At 39.9% G+C, this 17,470-nt stretch carries 12 protein-coding genes, 1 tRNA gene and 1 pseudogene; 6 read left to right on the forward strand and 8 right to left on the reverse strand.

Annotated elements, in window-relative coordinates; genetic code table 11:
- Positions 1-2,623: 2,623 nt before the first annotated feature.
- From APHWEB_RS05065 to APHWEB_RS05080, 4 genes are all read right to left on the reverse strand, one after another.
- On the reverse strand, positions 2,624-3,931 hold the full coding sequence (locus tag APHWEB_RS05065; RefSeq protein ID WP_011450767.1) for a P44/Msp2 family outer membrane protein: 1,308 nt from the start codon (positions 3,929-3,931) through the stop codon (positions 2,624-2,626).
- A gap of 63 nt (positions 3,932-3,994) precedes the next feature.
- Positions 3,995-5,335, reverse strand: a complete 1,341-nt coding sequence (locus APHWEB_RS05070; RefSeq protein WP_020849314.1) for a P44/Msp2 family outer membrane protein — start codon at positions 5,333-5,335, stop codon at positions 3,995-3,997.
- An 8-nt stretch (positions 5,336-5,343) separates the two neighbouring features.
- Positions 5,344-6,618, reverse strand: a complete 1,275-nt coding sequence (locus APHWEB_RS05075; RefSeq protein ID WP_021799048.1) for a P44/Msp2 family outer membrane protein — start codon at positions 6,616-6,618, stop codon at positions 5,344-5,346.
- 1,074 nt (positions 6,619-7,692) lie between these two features.
- A complete protein-coding gene (locus APHWEB_RS05080; protein ID WP_101631098.1) occupies positions 7,693-8,883 on the reverse strand; it encodes a pyridoxal phosphate-dependent aminotransferase in 1,191 nt (396 codons plus the stop codon).
- A 301-nt stretch (positions 8,884-9,184) separates the two neighbouring features.
- Between APHWEB_RS05080 and APHWEB_RS05085 the strand changes: the two genes are divergently transcribed.
- Both APHWEB_RS05085 and trxB read left to right on the forward strand, forming a co-directional pair.
- Positions 9,185-9,784 carry a peroxiredoxin gene (locus tag APHWEB_RS05085; RefSeq protein ID WP_044104249.1) on the forward strand — a complete coding sequence of 200 codons (600 nt, stop codon included), beginning with the start codon at positions 9,185-9,187 and terminating at the stop codon, positions 9,782-9,784.
- A 5-nt stretch (positions 9,785-9,789) separates the two neighbouring features.
- Complete coding sequence (gene trxB, locus APHWEB_RS05090; protein WP_011450761.1) at positions 9,790-10,755, forward strand: thioredoxin-disulfide reductase; 966 nt, start codon at positions 9,790-9,792, stop codon at positions 10,753-10,755.
- Positions 10,756-11,517: 762 nt separating this feature from the next.
- Here trxB and APHWEB_RS05100 read toward each other — a convergent pair.
- The 4 genes and pseudogenes from APHWEB_RS05100 to coaD (APHWEB_RS05115) all read right to left on the reverse strand — a co-directional run bounded on the left by APHWEB_RS05100 (position 11,518) and on the right by coaD (APHWEB_RS05115) (position 13,749).
- Positions 11,518-12,030, reverse strand: a complete 513-nt coding sequence (locus tag APHWEB_RS05100) for a hypothetical protein (RefSeq protein ID WP_045895574.1) — start codon at positions 12,028-12,030, stop codon at positions 11,518-11,520.
- Between the two features lie 73 nt (positions 12,031-12,103).
- Positions 12,104-12,613, reverse strand: coding sequence for a hypothetical protein (locus APHWEB_RS05105; RefSeq protein WP_011450756.1), 510 nt, complete (start codon positions 12,611-12,613; stop codon positions 12,104-12,106).
- 259 nt (positions 12,614-12,872) lie between these two features.
- Positions 12,873-13,228, reverse strand: a pseudogene (coaD, locus tag APHWEB_RS06095) (pantetheine-phosphate adenylyltransferase); the annotation flags it as partial.
- A gap of 14 nt (positions 13,229-13,242) precedes the next feature.
- Complete coding sequence (coaD, locus tag APHWEB_RS05115; RefSeq protein ID WP_011450754.1) at positions 13,243-13,749, reverse strand: pantetheine-phosphate adenylyltransferase; 507 nt, start codon at positions 13,747-13,749, stop codon at positions 13,243-13,245.
- Between the two features lie 154 nt (positions 13,750-13,903).
- On the opposite strand from coaD (APHWEB_RS05115), the gene APHWEB_RS05120 reads away from it, so the two are divergent.
- From APHWEB_RS05120 to APHWEB_RS05135, 4 genes are all read left to right on the forward strand, one after another.
- Positions 13,904-13,974, forward strand: a tRNA-Phe gene (locus APHWEB_RS05120).
- Between the two features lie 27 nt (positions 13,975-14,001).
- Positions 14,002-15,012, forward strand: a complete 1,011-nt coding sequence (locus tag APHWEB_RS05125) for a gamma-glutamyl-gamma-aminobutyrate hydrolase family protein (RefSeq protein WP_011450753.1) — start codon at positions 14,002-14,004, stop codon at positions 15,010-15,012.
- Positions 15,013-15,786: 774 nt separating this feature from the next.
- Complete coding sequence (gene proS / locus APHWEB_RS05130) at positions 15,787-17,067, forward strand: proline--tRNA ligase (RefSeq protein ID WP_020849311.1); 1,281 nt, start codon at positions 15,787-15,789, stop codon at positions 17,065-17,067.
- A complete protein-coding gene (locus tag APHWEB_RS05135; RefSeq protein ID WP_011450751.1) occupies positions 17,064-17,432 on the forward strand; it encodes a holo-[acyl-carrier-protein] synthase in 369 nt (122 codons plus the stop codon). The genes proS and APHWEB_RS05135 overlap by 4 nt, the downstream gene beginning before the upstream one ends.
- Positions 17,433-17,470 lie beyond the last annotated feature (38 nt).

Raw genomic sequence — 17,470 nt, forward strand, 5'->3', positions numbered from 1 at the left:
AGTACAGTCATCTCTTCTAGATTCTAACGGCTTTGTTTCTGTATACGGGGGGCATGACGTTTTATAAGTTGGTCGTTGTGCGGGAGGGATTTCTCTGTTTCTCATCTCTTAAGACCTGTTAGGCGGCCAGTTTTTATAATTGCTCTTGTGATGCTAGAAAGTATCACTAAGGTGAACAGAGATGCCTGAATAGGGAATTTGTACTACTAGAAAAGGCGTGTGATAGTGTGGCCTTTTTTGTTGACTTCCCAGTGGCACCATTAGCAATGTGCAGTTTAAACCATTTTCTATCCCCTTCCGTGTTTATTCGGTAGTTATTGTGATATTTATATCACTGTATATTAAACCGCAGAATAGTGACTCTACTATATTTATGAGAAGTGTACCGTTTTGTAAGCATCCAACCCGTACTAAAAGAAAACAATCCTTTCAAGTAGAATGGTTTTCCTTAGGGTTTTAAGTCCAAGCAATAAAAGACCACACTATACTGCCTAAGTTACAAACATAAGCTAATATGGTATCTAATTACCAATTCATAGTCGTGTCAGGGCATACAGAGAATATGCGTAAGCGCTCTTAAAAGAAAGCTTTAAAGAAATACTGTGATACTCTTAAGTAGCACACGCAATATCCATGAATATAACGCATAACTAGATACTATGCTCAAATAGCCCGACCAAAGGTCTTAGATTCGTGAACTACCAATGTATTGAGGGGTAAATCCCCCTTTGCTCAGGGGCGAAATTTGTGTCTCTATATCGGTATTATAAACCCTATATTTAGGAATAAAACAACCACTACATTGCTCTTTGAATACAAAAGACTCAGCTCTATGAACTACACATACACCCAAAGGTGAATCCTACCATAAAGCGCTGAATCATAGCTTTACAGCGATATCAAGCTTAGTGCTTTATTTTATACAGAATCATACGTCTGTACCCATCTTCATTATTTATTTTATCCTAGTTTTTTTTTGCATCACACTGCGTGAATCTAAGCCCTTATAAATGCAAAAGCCATTCTGGAATCTAATAGCACGTGACATGCCCCACATGTTAAAACGAATTTGAAATTGCACTTTCCCAAAAAAGTTCTGTAATTCGCCACTTCACATAGTAGTATATCTTGTCTGCATTCGCCCTATTCTCGTTTTTTGCGTCACACTGCATTAATACTAGCACTCACAAATGAAAACTTTTGGAATCTTATCACCGTGCCTCTATATGCACGAAACTGGTCAGTCTAAATGGTCTTGGTTCTAAAAAACACCAAAAAATGGCTATATCAGATAAAAATATTTTCCAAGGCAAGGTTAAAAAAGTTAGCAAACCCAAAAATGCGTTTTATCTAAGCGAGATACTCGGGCATTATGGAGAAAATCACGCCTAATACTAGCATATCAAACTCAAATTTCAGCCCATGCACTTTTTTACCACCATGGACGCTTGAGAGACTATTAGAGAATGTCGAGGAGGTGCTGTGGAGGTTGTTGCAGGAATTGAATCATCTCAAAACCAAAACGTTCTAGAATAAACTTGTGATCTTCTTTCAGATTCAGATTGCTTAATAATCTTCTATAAAACTCATGCTTCTTATAATTTTCTGGGAAACATTTCACATAAATACTAACAACAAAAGCTACTTAAACCCTGACCTCTACTACTTTATATATTATTCTAAAAACAATCATACAAACCCTTTAACTTCACAAAACCTAATATCAAGAACAATGCGTAAGAGCCCTCCATGCGCATGCTCATAAATATTCTATCTCTGGACAAACCTGCACATAATGCATATAGCCTTCCAAAATGTAACACCAATACATATCTTGCAGATGCACCAATACAAAAGCACTGTTAAGGGATTTAGCAGTGTTGGAGAAGCTTGCCAGCGTAGACATAGAAAGCGTATCTTTTCGTGCAAATTTTAGTACGTATCTGTATAGCGCAGCACTACTGCCACGCTATAGATTCATTATGTAACGTGCCAAAGACTAAAAGTATTAGATATTTCAGATACTACTGCATAGTACATACCGAAGACGTCTGCGTTGCCTTCAATTAAATAGCCCTTCTCAAGAAGGAAAGAAAGCCCCATGGTATACCGCAAAAATCATATTCATGCCTACTTTCGTACTGCTATAATCTAAGCATCAGCCATGACATAAAAAGAAAAAGTACGTAACACATCTTGGTAAGGCGTCGTTAGACACACTATAATGTCAAACACTAGTCTCCCCTACTTCTGTTGTCTACGTATATTGGCAGCTGCGCAATCATTTATCTCTAGAATTTGTGATATATGTAATTACCTTTTCCATCATATGAAACTTTAAGAAGTTTATCGCAACAAATTGGAATTGTTGTTAGAAATTAAGGGCTATCAGTCACCAATTGTATTACTCATTAATAATGAGAGAGATAATATATTGAATGCAATCCTTATCATACTATTAGGCTGTTTGGTAGCATATATTGTCCTCAACATTCATTTTTTATATGAATCTCAAGTAAGTGCATCTTTTATAGCAGAGTCTCTCCCCCCATAACACTGCTAAATATAAACGCCCGCGCTGCTACCACCCATGCCATTACTTTCCTTATAACAATCACCCCAGCTAAAAAGCAAATCTCATACCAAACTCACCCCCAGCATAACTCATTCTGAAATCAGCCATTGCAGTCTCCTTAGTACGTCCGTAAGGACTCACATCATCTATCAAGTACTCTACAGGAATGTCTGTATATTCGGTGCTACCAAAAACCCTATGGTAGAACCCTGCCGCAAAGATATCAACACCAGAGAAAAGCTTATAACTGACACCAGCCTTTAATCTATAAGCTGGCTTTGGAGTAAAGTGTCCCTTGACAATGCCCACAAAATTACTGCCTAATCCCATGCATCCATAGGGAACTATAGATCCTTCTTTACTCAAGAAATCGTAACACACATTTACCATTACGGAGGTAGAAGAAATTTCACCAATGTCTACTACTTCACCCCCTTCAATAGTATTTACCATTAATCCCGCAACTGCTATCTTTTCTTCTCGGCTTAAGACTGTTATTAGGTCTCTTGCTAATGCCTTTGCATTGTCGTTTCCCCGTGTCTTATCACCAGTTGTTGTTGGCCAGTTTGTGCTACCACCTAGCAGAGCTTCACGCGCGAAGTCCTTAAAAGAATTTTGAATCATGTTGTGATGTTCATGTTTATCGCTGTTACCTCCTATATCTCCACATAAGGCTGTGAGATTATTAGTATCTTTGAGCCACGAAGTGTATCTATTATACTTACCGTAGTTTTTACCTCCAGTAATACTGCGAGTCCTACAGATCTTTCTACCAATATCTGGACGGGTCTTCTCTAAGGCATTAGCGAGGCGCACAATATCTTCACCTTTTACTTTTGTCAAAGCTGATACAAGATCTTCGGTTTTTTCAGTGACTGTGCTATGTCCTAACTCCTTCGCAAGGAGATATATTGTATCAGATTCTTCTTCTCTTTCATTTCCAATATATCTCCCCCGGCTCTTAAAACGCTCATGAGAAACTTCAATTTCAAGTCTCATACTGCCCATAGCATAACCAATACTACTTCCTACAGCTACAAGCGTACTGTTTTTAAAGCCTATGCGCGGGTTTGGCATATTCCAGTCAAATCTACTAGCATCCAGTATTATCTCCTTATCTCCCCTAATGTACGGATATATCGCCTTAGTTTCACCGTTGCTTTCCTGTATAGTGAAGTTTCTTATGTTGCTAAATGCTGGACTGTAATCCAATCCTATATAGAAATACTGGGGTTTCTCAACCTCAAAAGTACTTTTCGCAGCATCCCTTGCTTGAGCTCCTTGACAAGTTATTAGCACGGCAAGAGACATCATTATGCTTCCTAAAAATAGGTTATTATAATTTTTAGCGCTCATATACCTAACTCCTAAAACTGAAGGGCCCTTACGTAAATAGACCCATCCCCCTTTACTATTACATTAAAAGGCTAACCTTACACCTAACTCACCACCGGCATAACTCATGCTGAAATTAGCAACTGCGGTATTTTTTGTGCGCCCCTTTGGACTTTCATCGTAAAATAAGCGCTTTACAGGAAGATCCGCATATCTCCCATTACCTAAAATACGATGATAAAACCCACCTGCAAAAATTGAAATTTCAGGAGAAATCTGACAGCCTATACCAGCTTTTAATTTATAAGCAAGTTTAGGAACGATATGGCTATCTACTATACCAACGAAATTACTACCTATTCCTGCACATGCGTAAGGAGCAATACTTGACTCTTTTCCATAAAAATCATAACAAACATTCAGCATAACAGAAGTAGTAGAAATAGCACTAATCTTTGCGGCCTCACCCCCTTCAATAGTCCTTGAAAATAATCCAGCTACTATGGCTTTCTCCTCCATATTGAGATTTTTAACTAAATCTGCAGCTACAGCGTTCGCATTATCGTTTTCCGTACTCTTAGTCCCACTAGATGTTGGCCAGTTCCTACTACCATCTCCTAGCGTTTTAGCCGCAAAATCCTTAAAGACATTCACCCTTGGACTATTATGAGCACTGGTTCCACCAATATCTCCACATAGTGAAGTATCATTACTGGACCTCGAGGTTTTTTCTACATACCTAGCATAATTTTTCTCACCACTTCCACTGCGCGTTCGACAAACCTTTTCCCCAATAGTGGGGCTAGTACTTTCTAGGGCTTTTGCAAAATTAACAATATCTTTCCCTTTAACCTTAGATAATGCTACAGCAAGCTTATCCTGTTGATTAGATGCTACACTATATGCAAGCTCCTTTGCGAGCAAATATACCGCACTTCCATCCTTCTCTTTTTTTCCACCCTTACCCCGATCCTTTATCTTAAAGGACTCGTAGCCAACTTCAACTTCAACTCTAGCTCTAGAAAAAGCATAACCTATACTGCTACCTATAGCTAAAAGTGTATTGTCCTTAAAGCCTATACGAGGATTTGGAGTATTCCAATCAAATTTATTGTATTCTATTGCATGGCTCCTCCCATCATCAAAATACGGATATACCGCCGCAGTTTCACCACTACTTTCTATTATCTTAAAATCTCTTATCTTACTAAATGCCGGACTATAATCTAACCCTATGTAAAAATGACTAGACCTCCTAGCATCTAAAGAAGCTCCATAATCTTGATCTGCTTTCGCGGCATTGCTAACAGTAACTCCTACTATGGATGCCATTACTCCTGCTAAAAACAGATTACTATAACTTCTAACTCTCATGTACTTTACTCCTAAAACTAGGGCAGAGGCTCTACCTCCCCCCAGATCCACCAATCACCCTAAAAAGCAAACCTTATGCCAAATTCACCACCTACATAACTCATGCTGAATTTCGCAACAGCCGTTTCTTTTGTACGTCCCTGAGGACTAAGATCATAAGATAAGCGCTTTACCGGAAGATCTACATATTCTCCATCACCAACAACACGCTGATAAAACCCTCCTGCAAATGCTGAAACTTCAGGAGAGAACTTATAACTCAATCCTGCCTTTAACTTGTAAGATAACTTCGGAGTTACTTTTCCATCAACTATACTAACAAAGTTACTCCCAAGACCAATGCAGGTATACGGCATAATACCAAACCCCTCACTGAAAATATCATAACAAGCGTTAAGCATGACAGACGTGGAAGAAATTGCTTTTATCTCTACAATCTCACTTCCTTCTATAGTCCTGGCTAATAGACCTGCCACCATTACTTTTGATTCCCTATCAAGAACACTGATATCCCCTGCTACAGTAGCTGATGCATCCAACGCATAAGGCTTCCCGTTGCTTTTACCGGTTAATTTTTTACCTCCATTATTGATCTTAGGCCACTTCTGCGCTCCTTGATCACCTAAAGCCGCTGTAAAGCTCTGCTCCAACTTTCCGCCCTTTTTATCTTTACTATTGCAAGAACCTTTCTTACTGTCTTTGAGCCCACCGTTGTCCAAAAGATCGTTTCCTCTATTGCAAATTTGCTCATTAATCCAAGGATGAGTAATCTTCAGAGTATTGGCAAAATGAACAATGTCTTGTCCTTTCACTTTCGCAAGAGCGGCAGCAAGCGCGTCAGTTTTGTTTGCAACAACATCATAAGCCAGCTCCTTAGCTAGTAGATATATTGTATCGGATTCCTCTCCTCTTATACCCTTGCCGTAGCGACTTTTGATTTTAAAACGCTCATAACCAACTTCAACTTCAAATCTGAGAGCACCCATGGTATAGCCAATACTTCCTTCCATAGCTAGTAGCACGCTGTTCTTAAACCTAATTTGCGGATCAGGTACACTCCAATCAAATCTATTGGTCTCTAATTTTACGCTCTTCCCATCCCTTAGGTATGGATATACTGCCTTGGTTTCTCCACTGCTTTCACTTATAGTAAAATCTCTTATCTTGCTAAATACTGGACTATAATTTAATCCTACATAGAAATAATTAGATTCTCCCATATCGGAAATATTCTGTCCAGAATGCATAGCTTGGACTTCCTGACTAGTCATTAGCACCGCAAAAGACAGCATTATACTTCCTAAAAACAGCTTCCTACAACTTCTAGCGCTCATACACCTAACTCCTAAAACTGAGGTCATGAAAATCGACCCATTCCCCTTAACCATCACTTTATCAATGCAAATCACACCACAAGTTCGGCTCAAACGTAATAAGTATTAAAATAGGCTATAGTAGAGCATTATAAATCTATCTCGAGTATCATAATTTTCAATCATACCTAACAAAAAAGTACATTGATCTCCTTTTTATGATAAGACGATAAGAATAATACTTGTAAGTTGAAAACTCCGGTTAATATAAGATATCTCATATCAATCCTTACAACCTATTCAATAAAAATCACTGCTTTAGCCTATGCTAGTAGGAGAAATAACACCTAAAGCTTCTGAAAAATCGTAACAAGCATTACTTAAAAGATAGTAACAACCATTGACCAGCCTGAAATTGAAATGAGCCGCGCATTTCCGCACTTTAATTTCTTAATTACTCATATAATAGTTTAGTTTATGCCTATAACATACTTTATATATCATACTATTATAAGCCAGAAGATAGCATTACCACCATCCAATAGGCTTTTATTGATATTTTTGAACTTTATAGGATATTTCGTTTATATCGCCTAAATACCAGAAAAATAACGCTTTTTATATACAAGATAAAACTGAAACTACTTTCCAATTTACTGGTATTTGAACCCCTTTAATGCAATAATTTCTCCTGCTGAAATTCTGTTTGCTACGTAGCGCTTGGAAAACTGCCTAGGAATTACATCTATATAACAAAACTCCCTTCTTTCCAAAAGAGAGAGTACACATATTCCTCAACCTGAAGGCCGCAAAATTCATTCAAAGAAGTAAGAAGAAACCCCCAAGCCTAGCTCAATATCCAGGCTAAACTCGCAAAAATTTGAATTGAATATGGGGACACAAACCAACTCTGTAAGCAATGTAGTAATACTCGCAAAGGAAAAGAAATGCCGCATATAGCTAAACGGGCTGGCTCATACCCGCAGAGACCTAGCAGCAAGACTTCTACCCCAAGCTCAATCTTACCCTACCACAGAGCACTTAAGATCCACATCTGCAACTCAGTAATTTTTTCTAAACCCCTAACACCAAATGCTAGCTTAGGTACGAACAAGCCTCCAAAATCCTCTCACATGCTTCAGATAACCTATCATCTGAGAGAGCATATGAAATACGGAAAAAGTTAGGAGCTCCAAAGGCAACACCAGGAACTACAGCCACCCTATGATTTAGCAAATGCTTCGCCATATCACTTCCGTCGTTTATCACACCAACTTTAGGAGCGTGTTTACCTATCGCATTACCGCATGATATGAACACATAAAAGGCTCCTTGTGGCACATCTGCCTGCAACACTCCTGAAGAAAGCACTGCATCCATAACCCTATCCCTTCTACGCGCAAATGCCTTAATTCTAGTGTCTAAAAAAGATTGATCACCATCCAGCGCGGCTATTGCAGCATACTGCGCTATGGAATTAGCATTAGTTGTACTCTGAGACTGTATTGTGGATACCGCTTTTATAGCTTCCGCGTTACCTAATATGTACCCTATCCGCCAGCCTGTCATGGAATACGCTTTTGAGACCCCATTAACTATATAGACTCTATCATAAAGTGATGGTTCTACCTGCAGAATGCCGCAAAACTCAGCATCATAGACAAGCTTTGCGTATATGTCATCAGTAATAACTAAGACATGTTTATGCTGCTTTAAAACCTCTGCTATAGCGGCTAACTCTTCTCTACTATACACTGCACCGGTAGGGTTGGACGGAGAGTTAATAATGAGCCATTTAGTCTTCGGGGTTATTGCTCCACGAAGTAATTCTGGAGTCAACTTCAAATAGTCACCGCAATTTACAATAACTGGAGCTCCCCCTGCTATTTTTACCATGTCTGGATACGAAACCCAATACGGCGCAGGAATAATAACCTCATCTCCCTCGTTTATGGTAGCCATAAACAGGTTATATATGCACTGCTTAGCCCCAGCCCCTACTAATACTTGATTTGCTACGTAGTCTATACCATAGTCCCGACGCACACTGCGAATAATGGAATCTTTCAATTCGGGAATACCTTCCACTGGAGTGTATTTAGTTTTTCCTGCATTAATGGCAGCAATCGCCGCATCCTTTACATGATCTGGAGTATCAAAGTCGGGTTCCCCTGCACCTAGAGATATTATGTCAAGCCCTTGAGCCCTAAGTTCTAACGTAAGTCTAGAAAGCTCTAAGGTAGGTGACGGTTTGATACAATTCATCCTTTCGCTTAGCATACATATCCCCCATTGAAATGCATCACTCCTGATGCCACTATTCTTAACCTAACTCGTTAACTCTAAATCAGAACACTTGCAATACCTAAAGCACTGCATACACCAAAATTACGTGTGTCAGTGAGCGTTATACCCTTACTATTTCACTTCTACAAGTTTTAAACTACCGTTAGTAGCATTGGTACTACTTATACGCTGCTAACCTGGAATACAAATGTCAGCATGCTACGTTTTATGTTCCAAAAAACACATTGTTGATCTAGTAATATTTTGTATACTGTTCCAAGTTTTTTTTGTGAGACGCCTTATGAATTTGGTAACAAAGCCGGCCATAGACTTTACTGCACGTGCCGTTATGTCTGATGGTAAGATGTGTGATCTTACGCTTAGTAAGCACGTCGCTGGAAAATATGCAGTGTTGTTCTTCTACCCTCGTGACTTTACATTCGTGTGTCCGACTGAGATACTGTCTCTGCATAGCAGAATACCTCAATTCAGTGAGCAAAACGCCGAAGTCATAGCGATCAGCACAGACTCCGAGTTCGCGCACTCTCATTGGCGTAACACACCTTTAGAAAAAGGTGGTATAGGGATGGTAAGTTTCCCCCTAGTAGCGGATGATTCTCATAGCATATCGGAGAGTTATGGTATGCTATTCGCAGGTAAGGTATCCCTGCGCGGCACCATTATTATCGATGAAAATTTTGTCGTTCGTCATCAATCCATAAATGACCTCCCTATTGGAAGGAATGTTGATGAGTTCCTCAGAATAATAGATGCGATCGAGCATCACAAAAAGCATGGAGAGGTATGTCCTGCAGGTTGGTCAAAAGGAAAGGTCGCTATGGAGGCGACTCAACAAGGGGTAGAACACTACCTTCAATCTCATATAGATAGTCTGAGCTAATAGTGATGTCAGAAGTGCATAAAGATGCAGTTAAAGTTCTGATTCTAGGTTCAGGGGCAGCAGGTTGTACTGCTGCCATCTATGCTGGCAGAGCTAATCTGAATCCCGTTTTAGTGACCGGAATGCAACCCGGTGGACAGCTGACTATTACCACTGATGTTGAGAATTATCCAGGCTTCTCGGCTATAGAAGGCCCTAAGCTAATGGAGTATATGCAGGAGCAAGCGGTAAAAAGCGGGGCTACTTTACTTACGGACGAGATAAGTGAGATAGACGCTAGCGTTTATCCATTTAAGTGCACCAGTATGTTTGGGGAAACGCTGCAAGCATACAGTATAATAGTGGCCACTGGTGCGCAAGCTAAGTGGTTAGGTCTCGAAAGTGAGCAAAATTTTAAAAGTAAGGGTGTTTCTGCGTGTGCTACTTGTGACGGGGCCTTTTTTAAAGATGAAGTTGTTGCAGTAATCGGTGGTGGAAATACAGCTGTTGAGGAAGCACTATATCTTACCAGAAGTTCTAAGAAGGTATTCCTCATTCACAGAAGAGATAAACTGCGTGCTGAGGCTGTAATGCAGCAAAGGTTGTTTAGTAACAGTAAGATTGAAGTTATCTGGAACAGCGTTGTAAAGGAAATTTTGGGTGATTCTGAGGGTAAAAAAGTAACCTCTTTGCTTTTGCAGTCTACGGTGGATAGTACAGAGAGCTTGCTAGACGTTGGGGGAGTATTTGTTGCCATAGGGCATACACCTAACACGCAGGTTTTGAAGAATATGCTAGGTGCTAAGGTGAATCTTGATGATGAAGGTTATGTGATCACTGCGCCTGGTACTACTATCACTAGCTGTCCTGGCATATTTGCTGCTGGAGATGTATGCGATAAAGTATATCGTCAAGCTGTGGTGGCTGCAGGTTCGGGATGTATGGCTGCATTGGATGCGGAAAAGTATCTAGCAGAGAAAGGCATCGAGTAGTAAGCTTGTGGTAGGTAGTAGTAGGGTTTTACTGCCTTTTTAAGTAACTGAAGACCAGAGTAGTCTCCATTGTCATAATGGGTATATTCTCTAAATTGCATTCGTATTTCCGTTCAGGTATTGAAGAGTAAGTCATAGGAGTCAGATATTGAGCTAGCCTCAAGGTGTTGTAGCCGTTTTATATATGTACTTTACTACCACAATTAGCGTAGTGGTGTGTTTTCATCAGGTATTGAGCAGTGAGTTGTTATACAGCTGGTCATAGGATGTCACTACCGTTTTTAGTAGCTTAAAGTCTTAGTGCCACTATTAGCGTAGTAAATGTCTTCTTGAGTTATACCTCTTAGTCAGATATTGCGCTAGACACTAGATGTTACAGCTGTTTTGTAATGGGTACTTTATACTAAAGTTTGATCAGCCACCATTAGCGTGCTGGTATGTCCTTTAGTGTTTTCTATAAGGGGTATTATAAATAGTAAGTTGCTGAAGCCAGTCATAAGATGTTGTTTGCATTTATATAGTGAAGCTTCAGTATTGAAATTAAGCATAGCGTGCTGAACGTCTACTCTAGCTACCTGCACGTTGTTTTCTATTGAGTAATGAGCTGCTGCTGCCACTCGTACAATGTTGCTGCGTTCTAGATAGGATAACTTAAATCTTAGGAGGAGCTACCGTTAGCATGTCTTATTTATTTCCTATGTATTTTTTTGTAAGATAACGGGTGCTCAGGTGTGCAACTACTCATACTGGCTCAAATCTTAGTTAGCAATTATTTATTTGCGAAGTCTTCCATGGCCACCTGCGCGTTTTTGTTGTGGTGATTCGTTGTAAATATTTATAAGCTGCAAATTTAGTAGATGAGAAGCCCCACGCTCTAGGATTAGCACAATCAAATTCTACAGGAACGCCATACTCAGGATTTCCCATGCACTGCTGCTTTACGCATACTGCTGCTGCTTCGCACAGTGTCTTCCTAACATTATTCAATAACTCCCCATGCAGTTCTGGGTTTGGTAATGAACTCACATCTATAGCTTCAAGTAACAGTTTAGCATCAGCTAGTAGCCCTGTTATATGAGAAAAAACATTTGCATCTCCCAGAGATTTAACCTCATTGAGACTTCTGCCACGAAGTACAGATAGTGCTGCTTGTAATTTTGCTCCGACACCCAAAACAGTGCGCTTACAGTTCTCAATATCACCTTCTATTACTGTTGGTATTGTATTGAAAGAAGTGTGCACTGCGTACATGGTAGACACAGCTTCTAAAAGCATTGGGAAAGGTTACAACCGCTTCCAAAGACATTATCATTGATGCACACACCAGCTGCATTGCGTTCGTGTTCTTCTAAGGCACGTTCTGTACTATTTTGCACAATTGAGTATCAGTGCTGTTGAGTACAGGATGCCCAACCATACATTGTAGTATAGATGCTGCTGTAGAGAAGGCGTGTAAGGCACTTTTACGATTGGTTTCCTGCTCTTCATCGCGTAAGCTAGAGATATAAGCGGCCTCCGTTAAGAGATGATATGCCATTGTTCGTATTTCAGGCTCTGTGCATCTTCCATTAGATTCAGTCACTAATTGACTTATTGACGCGTCTGACATTGAGCTAATAGCGCAGCACGACGTATTAATGTATCTCTCGATACGACGTTTTGTATCGGTTGTAGCCGCGCTTTCTTCTACCTTACCCGTAGTGACATATGCATTTGCTCTACTTAGTATTGCAATTGCATCTACTAGTTTTGTAACAGCGTCAGAAACATGACAGACAATATCAGGGCTTTGTTCCGCAAAAGGATTTATAGCATGGCGAGATTGATCGAGATGCGACAGTGCCTGTAAACACTGCATTATAATAGTGCATTTCCTCTGCGTCTTAAGAAATTTACAGTTATCGTTTCCTTATGCGTATTCGCTGCTCAGCAAAAAATTACCAATGCCAGGAGGACTTTCTTTTGTAGAAATCTCTCAGGTGCTTATTCACGTATAGAACCACAATATATATTTTCTTAAACATCCCTGCTACTGCTATAGCTTTTCATACTTCTCTTGGCTTTTAAGACAACACACTCTGCGCTTAGCAAAATTACGAGCTCAAGAAGGCGGCTATTTAGCAATCTCTTAGGTGCTCATGAACATTATGTGGCACAAATACACTCACATCTCCTCCTAATCTTGCAACTTCCTTGACAAAACTCGAAGAGATAAACTGAGTCTCCTCTGCTATGGGTAAGAAAATAGTCTCGATACCTGGTTGTAATTTATCCAGCTCATCTGAAATTCATAATCAAAATCTGTAACTGCACGTAACCCTCTAATGATCATTAAAGCCTTTTTTTGTTTGGCAAACGCAGTTAACAAACCATCGAAAACCTCAACCTTCACAACGCTCTTGCATTCCAAAACGTGCATCTCGCGCTGTATCATTTCGGCACGCAATTCTGCTGAAAAAATAGTGTTGTTATTCTAGATACTATTACTTACTTCGCAGAAGAATTATTATAGAAATCTCTCAGGTGCTCATGAACATTATGTGGCACAAATACACTCACATCTCCTCCTAATCTTGCAACTTCCTTGACAAAACTCGAAGAGATAAACTGAGTCTCCTCTGCCGCGGGGAGGAAAACAGTCTCGATACCTGGTGTCAATTTGTAATTTATCCAGCTCATCTGAAATTCATAATCAAAATCTGTAACTGCACGTAACCCTCTAATGATCATTAGAGCCTTTTTTTGTTTGGCAAACGCAGTTAACAAACCATCGAAAACCTCAACCTTCACAACGCTCTTGCATTCCAAAACGTGCATCTCGCGCTGTATCATTTCGGCACGCAATTCTGCTGAAAAAATAGTGCTCTTCTGTACACTCCTTGCTACACCAATAACCAACTCATCAACAAGAGTACATGCTCTCTTGATTATATCTATATGTCCAAAAGTTATGGGATCAAAAGTCCCGGGATATATCCCTAATCTCTTAGTCACGGCTTTAACTCCACAGAGTTACTATTATCCAGGATGATAAAAGAATTATCTACCTATTTTTCAAGTTTATTTTTCTTGAATGCTGATGCTTGAGCATATAATATACCTCTGATCTCGTGCAGAGTCGTGTAGTCATTGCTCTGCGTTTTTACCAGGCCTGGTAGCTCAGTGGTAGAGCAGAGGACTGAAAATCCTTGTGCGTTGGTTCAATTCCGACCCGGGCCACATTTCCCCAGATTTTAGGTGTGTACCATGAGTGTTTGCTTTCGTTCGTTTGTCTTACTCCTCTCCACCGTAGTTTGTGTTATTAACACAACATGTATGGCCGCTAGTGTTGTTTTTCAGCAACAAGCACAACAGGTAGTCGTAGGATTTTTGCAGACAGCAGAGGAAACCTATCCAGAGGAACTTACTTTTTCCCATAATATATATGAGCTCTTTACCGGACTTGGTGCAAAAGTTATTCGCTTGGATTATAACAAGGTACTAGATTTTGAACTTATACGACAAAGTGCTTTGGAAGAGGCACATGGGGATATTTCTAAGATTCATGACTTAGAAGCACGAATGATAAAAGAAGGGATACTGTCTTTTCTGAAGGAAAACGAAATAGACAGAGTTTTTATACCTGGAAACTACTATAATGTAGATGCTGAGCCATATGCGCCGACTCCTAATAGACAATTGGTTACTGCCGCCATTGCTGAGATAGTGCATGAAAATCCTGCTATAAAGCTTATGGGCGTTTGCGGTGGATTGCAGGGAGTTATGCATGCTATGGGCATTAAGGTTATCCGAGTTTACAAGTTGCTTGGTTCGCATGAATCTGCGGCTGTACATGCAGTATCTATGCCAGATCCGCATCATAAGGATGTTGTTCTACACAGGTTAAGAATTGTGCCAGGTAGTAGGTTGGCTTCTATAGTGTCTAAGCATGTGGAGCCTGATACAAATGGATGGTATTCCCTGTTTTTCCCTGATGCTCATGGGGGAGTCGTAAGTAATGATCCTGAGAATGTTAAAAAGCTTGAGGATCTCGGGTATAAGATTGTCGGATTTTCTGATGATGGCATAATAGAAGCAGTGGAAGATGTTCATGGAAACATACTCTTCCAAGATCACCCAGAAGCTTTAGCTATTAACATGCTTCGAGGGCATGTATATCCTGATGCCGATATCACTACCTCTTCTCAGCAAGATTTAAGATATAAAGCTGCGCTCTCTGCAATATCGATTATTGAAGATTTTCTTTATCGTCAGTAGATTCCCATTGCGCTTTATACGCGCCTCTAAAAGGCAGTGTTGTTATATTGAGTGCAGCGCAACAGTGCAGTGTGTGCTTGGATCTAAGATTAAATACAGAAGACGTCCTGTGCATTGCTGCTAGTGATTTAAGAGAATACTACTGTGGACAGTACGTAGTAGCCTTGCGAACATACTGTTCAGGAATTTCACCTATTTTGACGTTTCAAAGATTTGCATGTATTTAGGCTTACGTAGCAGGTTCTACTTTTTACCCTGTGGCGGAATTCACGCTGCTTTTCTTTATAGGAATTTTATTTCTCATAATGAGTGCAATACAGCACCAATTGAGGACTTATAGCATGTTTTACTGGATGCTTTTTATATGCTTATAGCACTTTTTTTTCTGAAAATACGCGCTCGCAAATTACTCAACAAATAAGGTATTACGTGTATGTTGGTATATAAGTGTATTTATTTTTAAGGCACATACATCACATGCCTATTTAGGACTTGTATAGTTGCTGCAATAATTTATGCTGCAATTAGGTTATTATCTCTCTAGATAATGGCTTTTTAAGCACACACGCTTTTTCATAATAATGCCCGCTATACAATAAACAGCGCTCCTCGAAATCAATATGATAAAATATCAATGGGGGCATATCAAAAAATTAAGCGTAATAAATCTATTTATACTTCCCTTATTCTCTATAGCAAGCTGTGGGTGATTTATCTTGACTCCTATTTTATTGTCTCGTAGACTGATGCCATAAAGTCAATCTCGATTCTTCCATGCGTCTGTCGGAGTTTTATTCTCCTACTGTTAAGAACGTGTCATCGGATGTCGTTTCTGCATCTCATAAATATTCCATTCGTGCTGGTATTGTATCGCAGACTGCTTCTGGCATCTATACTTTGCTACCATTAGGCTTAATGGTGCTGAGAAAGGTGGAAAATATCATCCGTGAGGAAATAAATGCAGTAGGCTTTTCAGAGATCTTAATGCCTACTATGCAGCCTGCAGATTTGTGGAAAGAATCACAAAGATACGATTCTTACGGTCAGGAATTGATCCGTATTCATGATCGTGGCGGCAGAGAAATGGTTTTAGGCCCTACGCATGAGGAAGTTGTTACTGATTTGGTTAGGTCTTCATTAAAAAGCTATAGAGATCTGCCAGTAAATTTATATCAGATTCAGTGGAAATTCCGCGATGAGTTACGCCCTAGAAATGGCATACTCCGTAGCAGAGAGTTTTTAATGATGGATGCGTATAGCTTCAATACCGACTTTGAGAAGGCTATGAAAACCTATGATGCAGTATTCCGGGCATATAGGAAAGCTTTTAAAAGAATGAATCTGCAGACTATAGCATTAAAAGCTGATATGGGTGCTATAGGCGGAAGTGTAAGCCATGAATTTCATGTTTTGACTCCTACGGGAGAAAGCACTGTCTACTATGACGAGCGGGCACTAGAGTTGTCGGAGATGAATGATTATGGCATTGAAGAATTGAAAGAGGTATATGCCGCAACCGATGATATGCATGACGAAAAAAGTTGCGGTATTGCTCCTGAAGACTTAAAAACTGCGCGTGGTATAGAAGTAGGACACATTTTTTATCTTGATGATCGTTATTCTAGAACAATGAATGTGAAGTTCTGTAATACTGATGGGCATAGTGGTACACATGTAAAGATGGGTTGCTACGGCATCGGAATTTCGAGGCTAATTGGGGCACTAATAGAGGTGTTTCATGATGATGCGGGAATCAAGTGGCCCCTGTCTGTTGCGCCGTTTAAGGTTGGTATTGTCAATCTTTTTTCGAAGAATGAAGAGTGCAAAAGAGTATCAGAACGCATACATTCCGTGCTCCCTAATGATTCTTTATATGACGATAGAGATGATACTCCTGGGGTAAAGTTGTCGAGAATGGACCTCATAGGTTTGCCTTGGCAAGTGATTGTGGGAAACTCCTTTATCAAGGATGGTGTATTAGAGTTAAAAAATCGTGCAACTGGTGATATAGAGCTCCTTTCTGTTGATGATGTAGTTTCTAGGATTAGCGTATGATACTGGGCATAGGTGTAGATTTAGTATGCACGAGAAGGATACAAGCTTTAATTGCGAAGTATGGGAACAAGTTCACCAATAGAATATTTTCTGAGAAAGAAATACTGGATTCTCTGAAGTATCGGGATGAGTATGCTCGTGCAAGACATTTTGCCAAGAGGTTTGCTGCTAAGGAAGCGTATGTAAAGGCGCTAGGTTTGGGTTTTGGTCGCGGAGTAGAGGCTAAGGATATATCTGTGCATAACGATCCTTATGGCCAGCCCATGATTTCACTTGAGGGCGGTGCTCTGCGCAATGGTCATGTAAAGCTTTCTATGAGCGATGATGGTGATTATGCAATAGCCTTCGTTACATTACATACTTAGTTTTGGTACAAAATTAAGAAGCAAAGTCGTTATCTGTG

The sequence above is a fragment of the Anaplasma phagocytophilum str. Webster genome, from assembly GCF_000964685.1.
In the GTDB taxonomy this organism is placed as follows: Bacteria; Pseudomonadota; Alphaproteobacteria; order Rickettsiales; family Anaplasmataceae; genus Anaplasma; species Anaplasma phagocytophilum.

What these genes read in the sequence shown, in the direction of transcription:
- APHWEB_RS05065 (WP_011450767.1), bottom strand. Translation starts at nt 3,931, where the DNA reads ATGAGCGCTAAAAATTATAATAACCTATTTTTAGGAAGCATAATGATG.
- APHWEB_RS05075 (WP_021799048.1), bottom strand. Translation starts at nt 6,618, where the DNA reads ATGAGCGCTAGAAGTTGTAGGAAGCTGTTTTTAGGAAGTATAATGCTG.
- APHWEB_RS05085 (WP_044104249.1), top strand. Translation starts at nt 9,185, where the DNA reads ATGAATTTGGTAACAAAGCCGGCCATAGACTTTACTGCACGTGCCGTT.
- trxB (WP_011450761.1), top strand. Translation starts at nt 9,790, where the DNA reads ATGTCAGAAGTGCATAAAGATGCAGTTAAAGTTCTGATTCTAGGTTCA.
- APHWEB_RS05100 (WP_045895574.1), bottom strand. Translation starts at nt 12,030, where the DNA reads ATGCTTTTAGAAGCTGTGTCTACCATGTACGCAGTGCACACTTCTTTC.
- APHWEB_RS05105 (WP_011450756.1), bottom strand. Translation starts at nt 12,613, where the DNA reads ATGCAGTGTTTACAGGCACTGTCGCATCTCGATCAATCTCGCCATGCT.
- APHWEB_RS05125 (WP_011450753.1), top strand. Translation starts at nt 14,002, where the DNA reads ATGAGTGTTTGCTTTCGTTCGTTTGTCTTACTCCTCTCCACCGTAGTT.
- proS (WP_020849311.1), top strand. Translation starts at nt 15,787, where the DNA reads ATGCGTCTGTCGGAGTTTTATTCTCCTACTGTTAAGAACGTGTCATCG.
- APHWEB_RS05135 (WP_011450751.1), top strand. Translation starts at nt 17,064, where the DNA reads ATGATACTGGGCATAGGTGTAGATTTAGTATGCACGAGAAGGATACAA.